Source organism: Coleofasciculus sp. H7-1, assembly GCF_057473865.1.
The window spans coordinates 198,006-217,711 of record NZ_JBYCCT010000014.1; the positions used below are offsets into that span (position 1 = coordinate 198,006).

General features: G+C 48.1%; 11 protein-coding genes. 5 read left to right on the forward strand and 6 right to left on the reverse strand.

Annotated elements, in window-relative coordinates; all coding sequences use genetic code 11:
• Nucleotides 1-596 precede the first annotated feature (596 nt).
• Entirely contained in the window at nt 597-2,078 is a 1,482-nt protein-coding gene (gene lysA / locus AC2VDX_RS04400; RefSeq protein ID WP_378176281.1) for a diaminopimelate decarboxylase, read from the reverse strand.
• Between the two features lie 71 nt (nt 2,079-2,149).
• Between lysA and rimI the strand changes: the two genes are divergently transcribed.
• From rimI to AC2VDX_RS04420, 4 genes are all read left to right on the forward strand, one after another.
• Nucleotides 2,150-2,797, forward strand: a complete 648-nt coding sequence (gene rimI, locus AC2VDX_RS04405; RefSeq protein WP_378176284.1) for a ribosomal protein S18-alanine N-acetyltransferase — start codon at nt 2,150-2,152, stop codon at nt 2,795-2,797.
• 262 nt (nt 2,798-3,059) lie between these two features.
• Nucleotides 3,060-5,540, forward strand: coding sequence for an ATP-dependent Clp protease ATP-binding subunit (locus AC2VDX_RS04410; protein ID WP_378176287.1), 2,481 nt, complete (start codon nt 3,060-3,062; stop codon nt 5,538-5,540).
• A 333-nt stretch (nt 5,541-5,873) separates the two neighbouring features.
• A complete protein-coding gene (locus AC2VDX_RS04415; protein ID WP_378176290.1) occupies nt 5,874-6,680 on the forward strand; it encodes an MOSC domain-containing protein in 807 nt (268 codons plus the stop codon).
• A gap of 14 nt (nt 6,681-6,694) precedes the next feature.
• Nucleotides 6,695-6,991 (forward strand): DUF3288 family protein, encoded by a 297-nt coding sequence (locus AC2VDX_RS04420; protein ID WP_378176293.1) that lies wholly within the window; start codon nt 6,695-6,697, stop codon nt 6,989-6,991.
• A 448-nt stretch (nt 6,992-7,439) separates the two neighbouring features.
• Here the strand turns inward: AC2VDX_RS04420 and AC2VDX_RS04425 are convergent, their stop codons facing one another.
• The 5 genes from AC2VDX_RS04425 to AC2VDX_RS04445 form a co-directional block, all read right to left on the reverse strand.
• Entirely contained in the window at nt 7,440-8,855 is a 1,416-nt protein-coding gene (locus AC2VDX_RS04425) for an MlaD family protein (RefSeq protein WP_378176297.1), read from the reverse strand.
• A gap of 74 nt (nt 8,856-8,929) precedes the next feature.
• Nucleotides 8,930-9,709, reverse strand: a complete 780-nt coding sequence (locus tag AC2VDX_RS04430) for an ABC transporter ATP-binding protein (RefSeq protein WP_378176300.1) — start codon at nt 9,707-9,709, stop codon at nt 8,930-8,932.
• Nucleotides 9,710-9,883: 174 nt separating this feature from the next.
• Nucleotides 9,884-11,005 carry a magnesium chelatase ATPase subunit I gene (bchI, locus tag AC2VDX_RS04435; protein ID WP_378176372.1) on the reverse strand — a complete coding sequence of 374 codons (1,122 nt, stop codon included), beginning with the start codon at nt 11,003-11,005 and terminating at the stop codon, nt 9,884-9,886.
• Nucleotides 11,006-11,331: 326 nt separating this feature from the next.
• Complete coding sequence (locus tag AC2VDX_RS04440; protein WP_378176302.1) at nt 11,332-13,671, reverse strand: CHASE2 domain-containing protein; 2,340 nt, start codon at nt 13,669-13,671, stop codon at nt 11,332-11,334.
• Nucleotides 13,672-14,814: 1,143 nt separating this feature from the next.
• A complete protein-coding gene (locus AC2VDX_RS04445) occupies nt 14,815-15,225 on the reverse strand; it encodes a GFA family protein (protein ID WP_378176375.1) in 411 nt (136 codons plus the stop codon).
• Nucleotides 15,226-15,743: 518 nt separating this feature from the next.
• Here AC2VDX_RS04445 and AC2VDX_RS04450 point away from each other — a divergent pair.
• On the forward strand, nt 15,744-19,349 hold the full coding sequence (locus tag AC2VDX_RS04450) for a GAF domain-containing protein (RefSeq protein WP_378176305.1): 3,606 nt from the start codon (nt 15,744-15,746) through the stop codon (nt 19,347-19,349).
• Nucleotides 19,350-19,706 lie beyond the last annotated feature (357 nt).

The following is a 19,706-nucleotide window of genomic DNA, read 5'->3' on the forward strand; positions in this document are numbered from 1 at the left end:
GTCTAAATCTAGTGTACCTGTGGTTACGTCCCACCTAAACAGTTAATCGCTAATTGCTGTTTCTATTTTTTACTTTCTTTTGCCCTTAAGGCTCGATTTTAGCTAAAGCGCCACCTTGGGTAGTCGCTAATTAGATAGTGAATCGTGGGTTCCGATTACTGACATCTTGCATCAATCGACTATAATAGCGATTTTCATCTAAGTGAAATACAGACCTAACCCCCTGGCCCCTTCCCTACCTCTCCCTAACCCTCTTTTAAGAGGAGAGGCGTTGGGGAGAGGTCAGAATGTACGGCACCCAATTGCCAGCCGCTGTATTCCCCGCGTTTAAAGGGGAAAGCTTGTGCCCTCCCCCTTGAATCTACCGTGTACACACAAGTCGGCAGACCTATCCCCAAACCCCTCTCCGACACGGAGAGGGGCTTTGAATATGGCTCCCCTTCCCAGAATCGGGAAAGGGCTGTTCTTGCTCTTGTCTGGGAGCGCCCCTTGCAAAATAAGCCACTTGTGTGTACACGGTAGCCCTTGAATTAAGGGGGATTAAGGGGCAGGGATTTTAGTTGACGGCATTGGTGCAAAATAAAAAAATTACCCATCTAACTAACTACTAATCGCTCAGGTAGGCGATCCTGCCGAATTAAATCCTGGTAGGTTTCCCGCTGCAAAATCAGATTAGCTTCTCCTCGACCTACTAAAACCGCTGCCGGACGAGGCAGGCGATTGTAATTAGAAGCCATGCTGTAATTGTAGGCACCCGTGCCCATGACGACGAGAATATCTCCCGGCTCAGTTTTCGGCAGGGATGCTTCTTTAATCAGAATGTCTCCAGATTCGCAGTGTTTACCGGCAAGGGTGACGGTTTCCGTCAAAGGTGCCGACATCCGGTTGGCAACGACGGCTCGATAGAGGGATTGGTAGGTGATAGGACGGGGATTGTCAGACATTCCGCCATCAACGGATAGGTAGGTGCGGATGTCGGGAACGACTTTTGATGAGCCTACGGTGTAGGCGGTGACGCAAGCAGTCCCAATGAGCGATCGCCCTGGTTCGCACAATAATTTAGGTAAGGGGATTTGTTGGGATTGGCAGGCTTCGGTGATGGCATCGCTGACGGTTTTTACCCACTCGTCAATACTGGGTGGATCGTCTGATTCGGTGTAACGAATTCCTAAGCCACCTCCCACATTTAATTCTTTGACGGGTAATCCCTTGTTTGCAGCTTTCTTAAACCACTCCACCAAAACCCCCGCGAGATCGTGATGGGGTTGCTTCTCAAAGATTTGGGAACCGATGTGGGCGTGCAACCCGATACAATCCAAGGTTGACTGCTGGCCGAGCAAGGCAAAGACTTCCTCTAATTGGTTAGGATCGAAGCCAAATTTGCTATCGAGGTGTCCGGTGCGGATGTATTCGTGAGTATGACATTCGATGCCAGGGGTGAACCGCAGCACGATCCGGATTTGGGATTTGGGATGATTAAATTGCTCTGGGGACTCAATAACCTCTGATTCCTTACCCGCTTGTCTCGATCCAAAATCAGCGAGGGTGCGTAACTCTAGCCAGTTGTCTACTACAATCGTGCAGCCGGTTTCGACAGCTAGAGTCAGTTCTTCACGGGATTTGTTATTGCCGTGAAAATAAATTTTGTCGGGACTGACGCCAGCTTGCAGCGCCGTGTAGAGTTCGCAGCCAGACACGACATCGATCCCCAAGCCTTCACTCGCCGCGATCGCGCAAACGGCTAGACAACTCCAGGCTTTAGAAGCATACAGCACCTGAGACTCACCGCCATAATAGCGGCTAAAACCATCCCGATATTGACGACAAGCTGTCCGCAGCGTTTCTTCGTCCAAAATATAGAGAGGTGAACCAAATTGCTGCACGAGTTTCGTTACGTCACAACCACCAATTTCCAGGCAGTCGCGGTTGTTAACCCCAGATGTCAGGGGTAAAAGTTCCTGATTCGGTGAGCGAGTTTCTACACTGACGCGATGATTTGCGTCTGTACGGGTTGTAGGCGTAGGCGGTAAATATTGCCGTCCAGAATTTTGAACTCCGACTGGTTGAGTCGATAGCATGATCTAATAGTTGTCCTTGGATGCTTAACAGGCGTGAATGCGTCTCGTTTTTCAGTCTACAATTGAAAACTGTGACTTTTTTACAACTTCAGCCGCTGACAGCAGAGCAGCTCTTGGCGGTAGTGGAACTAGACCAACTGTGTTTTGGTCAACTCTGGACTCTAGATGGTTACAAGCGAGAGTTAGAAAGTCCCAATAGTGACTTGCTGGTTATAGAAGAAGTTAGCGGCAAGGAGCGAGTAATTAGTCAATCCACTCAGTATGGGCGGGAAAACTTCGCCCCTACCGCACTCAGTACGGAAGGGGATTCGCCTTTAGAGCGATCGCTGGTGGGCATCGGATGCCTCTGGGCAATTTTGGAGGAGGCGCACATTACGATTTTGGGAGTGCATCCAAACTATCGGGGTCAGGGTTTGGGGCAGGCACTGCTTTATGCCCTGCTCAAAAAAGCCTGGAAACGCCGATTGGAGTGGGCAACGCTGGAGGTGAGAGCATCGAATCGACCTGCCCAGTCTCTCTATGAGAAATTTGGGTTTCAGGAAGTCGGCAGGCGTCGGCGTTATTACAAAGACACTGGCGAAGATGCTTTGATTTTGTGGCGCAGCGGTCTTCAAACACCCGAATTTCAGCAAACCTTAAGCGACTGGCATTCCACAATTAGCGATCGCTTCGGTTACTCTGGCTGGCAGTTATTAGAAGCCGATGAATTTAAAGGATAGAAGGTTGACGGTTATCAGGTTCGGTTATAAGGTTGAAGGGCACATGGTGGTTCAACTGGCGCTTTTTGCCAATCTGTCAATTTACTCGCTTTCTCGCCCCGCCAATTTTCTAACTTTAGATAGTAGCGATCGCTCAGGTCTACCAACAAAGTCAGAAAAATATCGCGGGATAGATTTCATCTATCTTCAATGTGACAGGCGTAGAAAAACCCTATGCTAGAATCACCATTACAGGCACGCAGCAGGGGAAACTAAATCCGCCATGTTTGAACGCTTCACAGAAAAAGCCATTAAGGTAATCATGCTGGCCCAGGAAGAAGCTCGTCGCCTGGGACACAACTTCGTCGGTACGGAGCAGATCCTCCTGGGTCTAATTGGAGAAGGAACCGGCGTCGCCGCCAAAGTCCTGAAATCTATGGGCGTCAACCTCAAGGATGCTCGGATTGAGGTGGAAAAAATTATCGGTCGCGGTTCTGGCTTTGTGGCGGTAGAAATTCCGTTCACCCCCAGAGCTAAGCGCGTCCTGGAGTTATCTCTAGAAGAAGCTCGCCAACTAGGGCATAACTACATTGGGACGGAACACCTGCTACTGGGTCTGATCCGGGAAGGAGAAGGAGTCGCCGCCAGAGTGTTGGAAAACTTAGGTGTTGACCTCACGAAAGTGCGGACGCAAGTGATTAGAATGCTGGGAGAGACGGCAGAAGTCTCTGCGGGGCAAAGTAGCGGGCGCACCAAGACACCTACATTAGATGAGTTTGGCTCTAACCTGACCCAGATGGCAGGGGAAGGCAAACTCGATCCAGTAGTCGGTCGGGCGAAAGAAATTGAACGGGTAATCCAAATCCTGGGACGCCGCACGAAGAACAACCCAGTACTGATTGGGGAACCCGGAGTTGGTAAGACAGCTATAGCCGAAGGGTTAGCGACTCGCATCGCTAACAACGATGTTCCCGACATCCTAGAAGAAAAGCGCGTAGTTACGCTGGATATTGGCTTGCTGGTAGCGGGCACTAAATACCGGGGTGAATTTGAAGAGCGCTTGAAGAAAATCATGGATGAAATCCGCAGCGCCGGAAATGTCATCCTGGTAATTGACGAAGTTCACACCCTGATTGGTGCAGGTGCCGCAGAAGGTGCGATAGACGCGGCAAATATCCTTAAACCCGCCTTGGCGAGAGGGGAATTGCAGTGCATCGGCGCAACCACGCTGGATGAGTACCGCAAGCACATCGAACGGGATGCCGCTCTAGAGCGTAGATTCCAGCCGGTGATGGTGGGTGAGCCGACAGTTGCCGAAACCATTGAGATTTTGTACGGATTGCGCGAACGCTACGAGCAACACCACAAACTGAAAATCTCAGATACAGCCGTGGAAGCTGCTGCCAAACTTTCAGATCGTTATATTTCCGACCGCTACTTGCCGGATAAAGCGATTGACCTGATTGATGAAGCCGGAAGCCGTGTGCGCCTGCTCAACTCTCAGTTGCCACCCGCCGCGAAGGAATTGGATAAAGAACTGCGTCAGGTTCTCAAGAATAAGGATGACGCGGTGCGGAGTCAAGACTTCGACCGGGCAGGAGAACTGCGCGATCGCGAAATGGAAATCAAAGCCGAAATTCGGGCGATCGCTCAAACCAAAAAGACCGAATCAGACAAACGCGATGATGTTTCCCCCGTCGTCACCGAGGAAGATATTGCCCACATTGTCGCCTCTTGGACTGGGGTGCCGGTGAACAAGCTCACCGAATCCGAATCCGAGAAGCTGCTGCACATGGAAGACACCCTGCATAATCGGCTCATCGGTCAAGAAGAAGCCGTCAAAGCAGTTTCCAGAGCCATTCGTCGGGCACGGGTCGGCTTAAAGAACCCCAACCGACCGATTGCCAGCTTTGTCTTCTCAGGACCGACGGGCGTAGGTAAGACAGAACTCGCAAAGTCTTTAGCTGCTTACTTCTTCGGTTCGGAAGACGCGATGATTCGCTTGGATATGTCCGAATACATGGAGCGCCACACCGTTTCCAAACTGATTGGTTCGCCTCCAGGGTATGTCGGTTACAACGAAGGCGGTCAGCTCACCGAAGCAGTGCGTCGTCGTCCTTACACCGTGGTGCTATTCGACGAAATCGAAAAAGCCCACCCAGATGTATTCAATATGCTGCTGCAAATCTTGGAAGACGGTCGCCTGACCGATGCCAAGGGACGCACGGTAGACTTCAAGAACACGCTGTTGATTCTTACCTCCAACATCGGTTCTAAGGTGATTGAGAAAGGTGGAACCGGGCTTGGCTTCTTGGACACTCAAGAGAGCGAAGCAGAGGCACAATACACCCGCATTCGTTCGCTGGTGAACGAAGAACTGAAGCAATACTTCCGCCCAGAGTTCTTGAACCGTCTCGACGAGATCATCGTCTTCCGTCAATTGACGAAGGACGAGGTGAAGGAAATCGCCGAGATCATGCTCACAGAGGTGATCGGACGGTTGAGCGAACAGGGAATTATCTTAGAAGTCACGGAACGCTTCAAGGATCGTCTGGTGGAAGAAGGATACAACCCCAGCTACGGTGCCCGTCCGCTGCGTCGTGCCATCATGCGCCTGTTAGAGGACAGCTTGGCTGAAGAAATCCTCAGCGGTCGCGTCTCAGATGGAGACACGGCGATTGTGGATGTCGATGAAACCACCAAGGAAGTGAAAGTGCTGCAAGGTCAGAAGCGAGAATTGCTTCCCCAAGCGGCTGAAAGTTAAAGATTAAAAATTAAAAATGAAGAATGGACAAATTCCTTTTTAATTTTTAGTTTTTTACGGTAGAGAAGCGATAGTTTCTCTACCGTTTTTGTATGTAGCGGGTGATTAATTAGAGTTTGGCGTCATTTCAATAAAAATGAACAATAGACTTTTTGCAAAAATACCGAACTTTTAATTCTTAACCACAGATGAACTCAGATATTAGAAACGAAGCGGCTTCCCGTTCCCCGAAGGACAGGGTATGCTTTCGGAATATCCCATGAAAGCAAAAAGTCTATTGAAAAAGATTCGTCCATTTTTAATGCAAGCATTTTTAATTTTTAATTGATTATCGTGTCTTACCTCGCCCGCATTCTGGTTTATCCAATCAAATCTCTAGATGGTGTTGCCGTTACCAAGGCAACCATTCTCAAAAGTGGTGCATTACAGTATGACCGAGAATTTGCCATCTGTGACGCTCAAGGTCGATTCGTGAATGGCAAGCGCCACCCTAAAATTCACTTACTGCGGACTTCCTTTGACATTGATACTGATACTGAGAAGATTACTCGTGTCTGTTTAGAAGTCCAAGGAACAGAGCAAACCCAAATTTTTCACCTCGATCGGGAACGAACTGAACTAGAAGCTTGGTTGAGCGACTATTTCGACTTTCCCGTAAAACTCTGTCAGAACTTAGTATCTGGCTTTCCAGATGATACCAATGCCTCCGGGCCAACAGTCATCAGTACCGCCACACTGGAAACTGTTGCCTCCTGGTTTCCCTCTCTGACAGGGGATGAAATGCGGCGACGCCTGCGAGCGAATCTGGAAATTGAGGGCGTTCCCGCATTCTGGGAAGATCGGTTGTTTGCTGCGGAAGGGGATGTGGTGCCGTTTCAGGTGCGAGATGTGCGGATAAATGGGGTCAATCCCTGTCAGCGTTGTGTGGTGCCGACACGAGACTCTCGGATGGGTGAGGTTTACCCTAACTTTCAAAAAATATTTGTGCAAGCGCGGAAAGAAACTTTGCCAAGTTGGGTAGATTCATCTCGCTTCAATCACTTTTACCGACTCTCGGTAAACACGCGCATCCCTGAATCGGAAGCCGGTAATATTTTACAGGTGGGAGACGAAGTGGAAATTCAAACACTTAAAAATTAAAAATTAGAGATTATATGGCAGAGACAGGAAATAAAGACCAACAGCATCCCCTCCACGGGCGCGATCGCCAACTCGTTAACAGCCTCTTAACCGGGGAAATTAATGATTTCAATCTGGCGGAACTCGCCCGTCTACGCATTCGCTATCGGGGCTTTCCAGGGGCAAGGGATATTCAACAAGACCTGGATACTATTCTCCGCCAGTGGAACTTGACAGAAGATGCACTCTTTGAAAGAACTCGTCAGATTCATGCCACGAGTGTTGTCTATAAAAGTCGCAGCAAGCGGCAAGATGAAGAAGATTGGAATTAGCTAATTGCTATAGCAAATCTGGTTTGGATGCAGTATCTTTTGACCCCACCCCTGCTCCTCACCGAAAAACCTATGCATTATCCATAAGTCCCAGAATACTGTAGAAGAGCAGAAGCATAACCTCCCTTGAAGGCTTACGCCTACGGGCGATCGCGCTGATTGCTCCTCCAAGATTGTTGTCTCCTTTATGCTTCTTTCGTACAGATGCTCCCTTCGGTTCTCAGGTTGAGGGTGAAGCATTCGCGCCTTACACAATTTACTTCAACAGGACTTACGCAAAGCTTATACATAATAGCGTTCTTGTCGGTTCAATCCCCCTGTGGTTGCCCTCAGATGTCGCGCAAGTTGCGTAAGTCCTGTTCAACCCAAATATTTCTGCGCGAATGCTTCACCCCTACATGATTTCAACAGATGTGGGTAATGCATAGCCTTGTAGGGGAGAGGTCGGCTAATTCTTATTTTCAGAGTCAGCCAGGGGTTGAATAGATTCTTCATCCCAGTAGGCGGCGGGTAAAGCCTTTCCGATTGGTTGGCGCTGTACAGACTTTAACTGCTTCTTTTGGGCGATAGGTGTCAAGGAAGGCAATGAAGGGGGGAGCAAAGAATTATTCTGCTGTGTTCCGATTCCGGTTCCCTGATTGACTGCTGTCGATACGGGTTCTAGATCCTGAGCCACTTGAACCTGCTGCTGTAGCTGTTCTGTCGAAGACACCAGATTGCTGAGTCCATTCACCAGATTTCGCAAATTGTTACGGAAAGCTTCGTCCCCCGTCAAATCATCCAGGTCAGATGTAATTTTCTGAGCATTTTCAAACGTCATTCGCGCTGAGTCTAAAGTTTGTTGCAACACAACCAAATTCGTTGGACTGTTGAGAGCGGTGGAAAGATCGCGAAAATTAGCCGATGCCTGCGCTGCATTGATGGACGCTTGCGCCGCATTTGCAGATAGGACTTCTAAGTTACGCCGCAGTTGTCCACCTCCAAACTGGTTGACTTGTCCGGTCAGGTTAGTCGCACTCAAGCGCAGCTGTTCGCTGGCTTGGCTAAAGTTGTTCAAGGTGCTGACAAGAGTCGTGCGGTTGCCTACGACCAGACTATTCACATTATCGACGAGCTGATTGAGCTGGGTGGCAGTCACGCTATATTGATTAGCGGTTTTAGAAATCTGATTTGCTGCCAAACCAACTTGATTGGTGGTTTGATTGGCAGCACTCGTCACAGAATTGGCTGCGACTGAGAAGTTTTTAATTTCTTGTTGCACTGAGCGACTCAAACCCGTGAGTTCGCGAGTGAGTTGAGATACCCCGGCGGCGGCGACGCTGGTATTTTTAGCAACTGAGTTGAGGTTGGCAAAGAATGTGGGGTCGCTGTAGAGATTGGCGATGCGGGTGGTGCTGCGAAGCAGTTCATCAAAACTGACACCAATTTGACCTTGCAGACGATCCTTGTCACAAACAATCAGGGTGGACTGGCATTGGGGATCGAGCGGATTAGCCACCTTAGCGTCTGCCTGGAAGGACTTCAGGGGAGTAATGTCAATCGAGGTCTCGCTGAGCAGACCGGATTGATTGGCTTCAACGATGACATCACGGGGAATCAGTAAGTCAGCCGGAGCAATTTCCATCACCACATCGACGCCATTCGAGCCTGGGGTGATAGCGGTAATTTTCCCAACATTGACGCCGCGATAGCGGACGGGTGCGCCGACTTGCATCCCTCCAGCATTGACAAATTCTGCCACGACTGTGTAGGTACGGCTACCGAGGCTCATCCCGCGTATCCACAAAATCAGACCACCAAACAAGAAAAGGGATAGCAGGATTAACAAACCGACGGAGCCTTCTCGAACCGTTCGCGATCGCATCTGTTCTCCTCATACCATTAATCAATTAAAAATTAAAAATTAAAAAAGGCAGAATTTTTAATTTTTAACTGATTCTAGCCGATGACGTGGATTGGCCCAGTCACACTTCCACTAAAAAATTGTTGAACGATAGGATTTTCGGTGGTATCAATCTCGCTGACGGCACCTTCCCACTGTACCTGTCCCTGATAGAGAAATACCACTCGGTCAGCAGTGCGGCGAATGGTACTTTCTTGGTGAGTCACCATGACATAACTGCTACAACCGCCTGGGATTTGCTGCAACTGACGAACTAAATCCTCAATTACTGTCGAAGCAATGGGGTCAAGACCAGCGGTAGGCTCATCATAGAGTAAAACTTCTGGGTTGTCTTGGGGATGGTCTGGATTGGACATAATGGCACGGGCAAAGCTCACCCGCTTCCGCATTCCACCCGACAGTTGCGAGGGGTAGCGATCGCTTACTCCTGGCAACCCCACCATCTCTAGCTTTTCTTCCACCAATTCTCGTATCCGCTTTACCGACAGTTTAGAACGCTGAAACAGCAGAAAGCCGACATTTTCTTCCACCGTCAACGAATCGAATAAAGCCGCTTGCTGGAACACCATGCCAATTCCCAGGGGATCTTCGGCATCTTCGATTAAGCCGCGACGCCGCTTTCCCAGGATATAAACTTCACCCGCATCAGGAGCTAAAAGTCCAGCAATAATCCGCAAAATCGTCGATTTCCCAGTCCCGGAGGGGCCAATAATTGCCAGCGCATCGTCCCGATAAATTGTCAGATTGACCCCATCTAAGATGACATTGTTGCCAAAGGATTTACAAATTCCCTTCAGTTCGATGAGCGGTTCCATAGGGAGATTGGGGATTGGTAAAAAGTAGAGACGCGATTAATCGCCTCTGAGTGTTGAGTTTTGAATTAAAGAACTCTCTTGTAACTCAAAATTCAACGCCGATCAATTAAAAGTTTTAAATTGATCGGCGTTGAATTAAAAAACTCTCTAATCACTCAACACTCTCATTCCTGATTACCGAACACTCTGACGAACTCCATTGGCTGTAGCTGCGTTGGTTTCTGCTGAGGACGCTTCCAATCCAAAGACGCGACCAAACACTTTTTCCACCTTGTAGCCGGAATCAATCGACTCCAGGGGGTCTTTGCGGAGCCGGTGACGCAGACACAGAGTGATGACGCGGCGGATATCGTCTACGGTGACTTCAGTGCGTCCTTCCAGGGCAGCGATCGCGCGAGCGGCTCGGTTAGTGACCATATCGCCCCGTAAGCCGTCTACATCCAATTCCGAGCAAACTTCAGAGATTTTCACTCGCAAGTCATAGTCCATCGTCACCGAGGGCAGGCGTTCCTGAGCGCTGACGAGCTTTTGTTGCAATGCTTGTTGCTGCGGAAGATATTTTTCCAGGAACTTCGGGGGATTTTGGTCAAACTCAGCCCGTTGCTCCACAATTTCTACTCGCAGCGCCGGTTCCTTCACTGTGCGAATTTCTGCGTGCATTCCAAAGCGGTCGAGCAGTTGAGGTCGCAGTTCGCCTTCTTCAGGGTTGCCAGAACCGACTAGAACAAATCTCGCCGGGTGACGGATGGAAATTCCTTCCCGTTCGACAGTGTTCCAGCCACTTGCTGCTGAGTCTAGTAGCACATCTACTAGGTGGTCGTCAAGTAGGTTGACTTCATCCACATAGAGAATGCCTCGGTTGGCTTTGGCGAGGAGTCCGGGTTCAAAGGCTCTGACTCCTTGGGATAAAGCTTTTTCAATGTCGATAGTACCGCAGACGCGGTCTTCTGTCGCACCGAGAGGCAGGTCAACCATCGTAACTTTTTTCTGGGCGACGGGAATTTCTTCCTGTTTCGCCACGCGATCGCGCACGCTGTCGCTCATCAAATCGGGATCGCTGGGATGACTATTAAACGGGTCATCGGCAACGACTTCGATTTCTGGCAACAAGTCAGCCAAAGCCCGGATCGTGGTGGATTTGCCCGTTCCGCGATCGCCCATAATCATCACGCCGCCAATGTAGGGGTCAATCACATTCAGCAGCAAGGCCAGTTTCATCTCTTCCTGACCCACGATAGCAGTGAAAGGAAAAACGACACGGCGTGCCGTAGGGGACGCTGAGGCTGTCGGACTCACAGAATTGTTACCCATCTTATTATTCACCGCCTTTCATTGTGCCACTTTTCGCTTCATCCGAACCGAAAATTCCGAATCCATTGAGGATGCGTGAATTCAGAATTTTGCCCAACTGCATGGGTCAGGACTTACGCAAAGCTTATACATATAGCCTTTTGTAGGGGCAATCCCTTGTGGTTGCGGTGGCAGATGTGGTGATGTTGCGTAAGTCCTGATGGGTGCAATTTTTCCTGAGCGATCGCTTCTTTGTAAGCAAGTCTTCAATTAGAACATTTTCCGAACGATGTCAACTCCCCTGCTCTTACATTTTGACTGCCGCTTGATGTTTACACGGGAGCGTTGGGAAGGCGTTTTAAATCCTGTAGCACCTCTGTCGCCGACTGGTAACGAGTTACAAAGTGGAAGCGCACCATTTTATCCAAAATCTCGGCAAATTCGTCTCGGACTAAGGCAAATTCGCGCCAATTGATGTTGCCGGTGTTCCGATCAGTTTCCAGTTTACTAGGCGGTATTCCCGTCACCGCCTCAACACCAATCATGCCAAGGGCGTAGATATCACTGCTAAACCTTGGCTGTCCGTCGTATTGTTCAGCCGGAGTATAACCACGGGTGCCAATAGCAATCGTGCGCCTTTCCTGCTCCTCTTCTTGGGGTTGAATTTGTTTCACCGCACCAAAGTCAATTAAAACTAAGCGACCATCTTTTTCGCGGCGAATAATATTACTTGGTTTAACATCCCGGTGGATGACTTGGTTTTCATGGATAAATATCAGAATTTCCAGAACCCCGCACAAAATTTCCACCACTTGCGCTTCCGGTAAGCGCTTGTCTACCAACAATTCGTCCGTGAGCGGATGACCTTTGATAAATTCTTCGATTAAATAGAATTCTTGGTGTTCTTCAAAATAAGCGAGTAATTGTGGAATCTGAGAATGGTGCCCCAAACTTTCCAGAATGGCGGCTTCTGTAAAAAATAACCGTTTTGCCACTTTCAAGAATTTTTCATCCCGAAGCGCAGGCATTAAATGCTTAACCGCACACTGAGGCTTACCAGGTCGCATGGTATCTTCTGCCAGATACGTGTGACCAAACCCGCCCGAAGCCAGAGGTCGAAGGATCTTGTAGCGTCCCATCAATAGAGACGGTCGCAGGGAGTCGCCGTTCTTTACGGGAGAGGCATCTAATCGCTGGCGCTCCATTCGCTCAGGTTCTGTAATCACATCTAGGCTAGGCTGCCACGGCTGAGTCTCATCATCATCATCATCATCATCGCGATTGGGCAGAACCGATAGTGAAGCAGGCGCGATCGCTGTTGCTACCTCCTCAGTCTCAGGTTCCTGATTTTTCTGTTGGAGAAGTGCTTGCAGCTGTGCCAGGTTGAATTGCTGTTCCTGAACCAAAAGCGCGATTTTTTTCTGATTTTGTTCGGCTTGGTGAGCGCTATAAGCCACGACACCGGCAGCTGTACCCACCAACGCGATCGCAGCCGGTACCACTGGTACCCATCCCGCCTGCGTAAACAGCACCCAACACGTCCCAAACAGGACACCCAGCGCGGCTCCCTGTCCCAGTAACAAATGCCCTGGATGCCGCAGCCGCAAAGCCATCAACCCGCCAGTTACAGACCAACCCAACACCCACAAAGCTTCTCCCCAATCGGACCAGAACCAAAATAAACGACGCCCATCTAGGACAGCACTGAGCATCTGGCTCACCAGCTGGGCATGAGTGACAATTCCAGGCATTTTTCGGTTTCCCTTCTGGGCACCGCTGTAGGGAGTATAGAAGGCGTCATCAACGCTGGAAGCTGTAACGCCGATGAGAACGATGCGGTCTTTTACCCAGCTAGGGTCAAACTGACCATTGAGGACTTGACTCATCGTTATTTGGTTGGCAGGGCGGTTGCCAGAGCGGTAATTGAGGAGGATTTGGTAGCCCCGCGCATCCATGCCTTGATATCCTCCATCATTAGCCTCCAGAGGTTTGAAGACAGTGTTTTTCCAACGGAGATGTTCTGAGGTTTCTGAAGCAACGATTCCTTCTTTTTCTAAGTAACGTTGTACAAGCTGGAAGCCCAAAGAGTTGGGGTTGGGACAGGGTTCGTGTGCAGAGGGAGAAAGAAATAACAAAGCCCGCCGCAGAATGCCATCACGGTCAACCTTAACGTCGCTGAAGCCAACCCGACTCTCTGAAACGCTTGGGGGTGCAGCATTACCTGGACTTTCGGAGTCTTTAACTTTACACACGGGAACGATGCGACTATCCTTTTGCATCAGAGCCGCCAATCCCGCATGACCGGGCGGTACGGGCAAATCGCGAAAGATATCTAAACCAATGACACGCGGTTCTTTTGCCAGCAGTTTTGCCAGCAGCTGATGCATTCGTTCGTCAGACAGGGGGTATTGCTTGTAGGTTTGGATGTCTGCTTCGGTGACAGCGACTACCAAGATGCGGGGATCTGGCTCTTCGGCTGGTCGTAGCCGGATCATCTGGTCATAAGCACCCAGTTCCAGCGTCTCCAGCAGACCTTGTTGCCGCACTCCCAGCACTAAGAGAGAGACTACCACACTGACCACAAGTGCTGGTTGTCCCAAGATTAAGGCACCAGTGCGTCTTAGGTGCGATCGCACTGTATGCAAATTCCCCTTTGAAAGCCGATCTATCACAGGAACGTTGTCAGGTTAGAAAGTAAGAAGCTTAATTAAAAGGTTGGAATGGTTAAAACGTACTTATCGTAACAAGCGATCGCTACGAGGTACAGGAATACTTACAGTGTACAAATTTGCCAAGTCACTCTAGTCCTGCTGTCCGGTAACAGCCTACTTTTTCCACTTCAAGCCTGCACGGCTTTTGGGAATAAATGCCTCCTGACCCTATTTGCATTCTAATGTTCGTAACTAACTGTGAGTATCGCTCTGCCGTTTCGATCGATCTGTTATTTTGCTTTAGTCCTTTGTTGCTCTAGTCACTCTTTACCATAATTAAGTCTTGGCTGTAACTCCCTTAGGTGGTTATTTTGCGTGCAATTTCACCTGATCTACACTCGTAGCTAGTTTCGGGGTTGGCAGATTCTTTAGCGATTCAGGACTTACGCAAAGCTTATACATATAGCGTTTTGTAGGGGCAATCCCTCGTGGTTGCCCTCAGATGTGGTGATGTGCGGCGAGTCCTGAGTGATTGAGAGTGCGAGGCAAGAGAAGGCAAATTCGGTAATAGACAAGAAGAAAAATGAATTTATTTTTCTTCTATTTTTTTCCTCTAAAAAAAGTATTTTTTGAGCAACAACCTGCTGCCTTGCCAGGGATATTGATAATTTTTGTTTTATCTCGAATTTGGGTTCCTTACTTGGCGTTCATCTATCTATCTTCTTACTTTGTTTACTGCTAAGCCTTTTACAATTTTGCTTTGATAATTCAGTCAATTTTGAAACACTATTAATAATTAAAAATAAAGCCTTTAAAAGTATAAGCCTATTTTATCAGAACTTACGCAAATATCACCACATCTGAGGGCAACCACAGGGGGATTGCCCCTACAAAACGCTATATGTATCAGCTTTGCGTAAGTCCTGTTTATGAAAAAACATTTTTGTTTTTTTTACCTATTTTATTCCCATGCAGGCGGATAAAATTAACACTCCTCAATTTCCCCTTAATTTCGGCGCAAAGCTTGGTCTCAACCCAATGATTTGGGGGTTAATTTCGCTTAAGTGAGTGCTATTGTCCTTAAATTAGCTAAGGAACAATAGCCGCTCAAGTACCAATTCGTGATACTTAAAAAAGGTGTGATCATCTGGGTGAGGGAATTGATTAATCCGTGTCCGATGTTTCGGAGCGAATCAGATGTACGTTTTGTTCCCAATTAACCCCATCAAAAGGCACAATACGAAATCGAGACACCACATCCCCATCAAGACAACGCACGTTGACATCAATAGAATCGGGATGGGAACGGGGACGATAAAATGGGTGAATCCCACAAATACGGCAGAAGATGTGCTTGGCAACACCAGTGTTGAAGGTGTAGGTTGTCAATAAGTCTGCACCGCTCAGTAAGGTGAAACGTTCGGATGGGACAATTAGATGTAAAAAGCCCTTCTTCCTACAGATGGAACAGTTGCAATCATCGGCTTTATGTTCGTCAACGATTACCCGAAAGCGGACGGCGCTACAGTGACAGCCGCCTTCGTAGGTAATCGGTTCTTCTGTTTGTGCGCTCATATTAGTCATTCGCTGCGAGCAGATTTTAGTTTAGTTCCAGTTCCTAGTCTATTGCTAATGGCTATTTTCTAGCAAACAATGGTTAAAGTGCAGATAAAAGCGCGATCGCTACTTTTACAAGCGTACAACTACAATAAATTAAACATAAATATATATTTCTTCATAAAAAAGGACTAAATATTGTTTAGTATAAAAAAAGAACTATTTTATAATTAGTTATAAAATTCTAAAGTAGAAGAGCAATTACTTAAGTTTTCTCAGGCGGTAATGTTCTTTACCAAACTACACTGGGCGATTATAATTGTTTGCTCCAATATCTACAGTAGATATCGATTTTTATAAACCGAGCGATTGAGTTAGTTAATATGGAAGTTTAAGGTTTAGGAGCAATAACTGAGGCATTTAGACCTATCAAACAACTTGTCAACTGGTCGATTAAATTAGTTTTTTGCTAGATAAAGATTAAAAAATATTAGTCCCTCTATCTCCATGAGAAAAAAGGGGTAAGAGATTACAAAATGGACGCCAATCACCAGTCAATCAGGCATGACTGTTTACCAGGTGAAGATGCTTCTGGACAGTTGCAACAAACTAGCTTGGGTGCAGATGTAGAACCTCGCCAACTTGAGGAAGAACTGCGTAGAACGAGAGCTGAACTAGAGGCATACCAAACACTCTACGACAATACTCCCTGTATCCATTTTACCTTAGATTCGGCAGGAGTCGTTCTTGGGGTCAATCAGTTTGGGGCTACCCGTCTCGGTTATAGCGTTCGGGAGTTGATTGGAAAAACAATTTTCAGCACTTTTGCTCCTGACGACCAAGAAAGATTAACAGCAGAGTTCGCCAAGTTTTTGCAACAAGCAACTCAAGAAACATTTGATTTTAGTTCAGCAATCGAATCGAACGCTTTCGTTACCAGTTGGGAATTGCGAGTCGGCTGTAAGGACGGCAGCATTTTATGGGTAAATGTCACCGCTAGCATTGTACAAAGAGCCAATACGAATATAGTTGTCCTCTTGGTTTGCGATGATATAAGTGAGCGCAAACGGGCACAGGAACGCCTACATTTACTGGAGCAGGTTCTCCGTGATTGCTGCAATAGCATTTTCATCACCGACTGCAATCAACCAGATAATCCAATTATTTATGTCAATCCAAGTTTTGAGCGTTTAACAGGCTACTGTGCTGAGGAAGTCGTAGGGCGCAACTGCCGCTTCTTGCAGGGCGCTGACACTGCTCAGCCAGCACTTGATGAGCTACGAGTGGCGATTAGCGAGGCAAGAGAATGCCATGTCACCTTACGCAACTATCGCAAAGATGGCACCCTTTTGTGGAATGAACTCTATCTTTCTCCGATAGGAAGTCCACAGGGGAATCTCATCGGTTTTGTGGGGATTCAGACCGACATTACCGAGCGCAAACAGGCGGAAGAGGCACTAAGCAAAAGCGAAGCAAAAAATCGCGCTTTTTTCAGTGCCATCCCGGATTTGATCGTGCGAATTAGCAAAGATGGCACTTATTTGGACTTCAAAGCGGCAAGAGACTTTGATACGTTCTTACCTGCTGAGGAATTCTTAGGTAAAAACCTAGACGAGGTTTTGCCCATAGAAGTAGCTAACAGAGCCAAATACCATGTGGAGCAAGCACTCTCTACGGGCGAAATCCAAATCTTCGAGTATCAGCTTCTCAAAAATGGCAATCTGTACGATTATGAGGCGCGGCTCGTTGTCAGCGGGGAAGATGAAGTTTTAACTATTGTGCGCGACATTAGCGATCACATTGCTGCTGAAGAGTCGCTAAGGCAGCAAACCGAGCGGGAGCAACTGCTGAGGGCGATGCTAGAACGCATCCGTCAGTCTTTAAATTTAGAAGAGATTCTCAACACTACGGTGTCTGAAGTCCGGCAATTTCTCGCCTCGGATCGAGTGATTATTTTCCGCTTTCAGCCGGACTGGAGTGGGTTTGTGGCTGTGGAGTCCGTCGCTGAGGGTTGGCCTTCTATCCTGAAAATGAACATACACGACCCTTGCTTTGAGGAAAGCTATGTCCAGCTCTACAAACAAGGTCGCACTAAAGCCACAGAGGATATTTATACAGCCGGTTTGAGGCAGTGTCACATCGATTTACTGGCTCAGCTTCAAGTCAGAGCCAACTTAATAGTCCCGATTCTACAAGGGGAGAAATTGTGGGGACTGCTGATTGTCCATCACTGTCAGGCACCCCGGCAGTGGCAGCAGTCGGAAATTGATTTGCTTTGTTCCTTGGCAACTCAGGTAGCGATCGCCATTCAGCAAGCCGAACTCTACAACCAAATGCAACAGCAAGCTCAGCGAGAGCAAGCGCTGAATCGGTTTACTTGTGCAATTCGCAGCTCTCTAGAATTAGAGGTGATTTTTGACACAGCAGTAGCGGAAATTGGTCAGCTTTTGCATATCGACCATGTTTCTATCCTGCAATATCTTCCGCAGCGACAGGTTTGGCTGAATGTGGCGGAGTACCATCAAGGTTCCAGTTTGTCGAGCGGGCTGGGTATGGAAATTCCAGATTTAGACAATTTGTTGGGAAGGCAACTCAAGCAGTTAGAGGTGGTTCGCATTCACGATACTCAGACTATCGAGGATGAGGTGAATAAGCCTCTAGCAGAGGCTCATCCGGGTGCTTGGTTGTTGGTACCGCTACACTTTCAAGAAAACCTCTGGGGAAGCTTAACACTATCGATGGAAGGTCATCCTCACTACTGGCAAGACTCAGAGGTGGAATTGGTTTGTGCCTTCGCAGCTCAACTAGCGATCGCCATTGGGCAATCCGCACTCTTTAAACAGGTGCAGCAGCTGAATGCCAACTTGGAACGCCAAGTGCAACAACGTACTACCCAACTGCAAAAAGCGCTTGGCTTTGAAGCCGTGCTAAAACGCATCACCGACAAAGTCCGCGATAGCCTCGACGAAAGGCAGATTTTACAGGTAGCAGTTCGGGAGTTAGCGCTTTCATTTAATATGGGTAGCTGTCATGCTTCGCTCTACAACCTGGAGCAAGAAACTGCCACAATTTGCTACGAGTACGCCACCTCAATGCCTTCCTCTCAGGGTCGGGTGTTGGAAATGGCTGCCTTCCCGGAAATTTACGATCCCCTGCGGCAAGGTAAATGTTTCCAATCTTGTTCAATTAGTCCCGACTTTGTCCTGACTAAGGTGGCGATGTTGGCTTGTCCGATATTGGACGATCAAGGAGTGCTGGGGGATCTGTGGTTATTCCATCGCCCAGACTATACCTTCAAAAAACTAGAGATCCGGCTGGTGCAGCAAGTGGCGAATCAATGCGCGATCGCAATTCGTCAAGCCCGATTTTATCAAGCATCCCTGGCACAAGTGCAGGAACTGGAAAAACTCAATCGACTCAAAGATGAATTTCTCAGCACCGTTTCTCACGAATTACGTTCGCCCGTATCCAACATGAAAATGGCAACTCAGATGTTAGAAATCACCCTAAAGCGGGAGGGTGTATTTGACGCCATTACAGCCAAATCGAATGCAGAGGCGAGCAAAGTAAGTCTCTACTTGCAGATATTGCAGAAGGAGTGCAAACGCGAAACCGACTTAATCAACGATCTGCTTGATTTACAACGCCTAGAGGCAGGAACGCGACCCTTGGATTTAGACGTAATCGAACTTTATACCTGGTTGCCCCAAATTGTAAAACCTTTTCAAGAGCGTGCCCAAAACCGCCAACAAATCTTGCAGGTTGACATCCCCTCCCAATTACCTCAATTAGTCTCCGATTCATCTAGTTTGGAACGCATCCTCGCAGAGTTGCTCAACAATGCTTGTAAATACACTCCCCCAGGAGAAAAGATTATCCTGGCCGCTGAAGCTAAATCGGAAACGATCCAATTGAGTGTCAAAAATTCTGGTGCTGAAATTCCACAGAGCGAGTTAACCCGCATTTTTGATAAATTTTACCGCGTTCCCAATGCTGACCCCTGGAAGCAGGGTGGAACTGGCTTGGGACTGGCACTGGTGAAGAAACTGACAGAGCATTTGGGAGGCGAAATCTGGGTTGAGAGTGGGTCGGGTCAAACCGGCTTTATCATAGAGTTACCGATTAATTTTGCTTATACTTGACTTTCCCCGATGCCAAGGGAAACACGAAGGCATTCCATCCGTGCCGTGTGGCAAATATAACGATTCTCGTTGGGATGCACTACGGTTTAACCCCACCCCGTGAGCGGAAAGGGGTTCAATATTCCCCCCTCTCCGTGAAGGTCGAGGGGCTGGGGGTGAGGTTCCAAGTGTATTGCAGGCGAGAGTGAGAACCGCTATAAAGCACTGATGTCAATTCGTAGCTTCTTAAATCTCCACAATTTTTTTAGCTGGACAACTGACATGATGTGGTTTTGAATGTAAGAGCATATAAGAGGTAGTAACAAACGCCTCCCTATCCCATCTACTTCAGTTGCTAATTCAGTTGCTAAATTAACC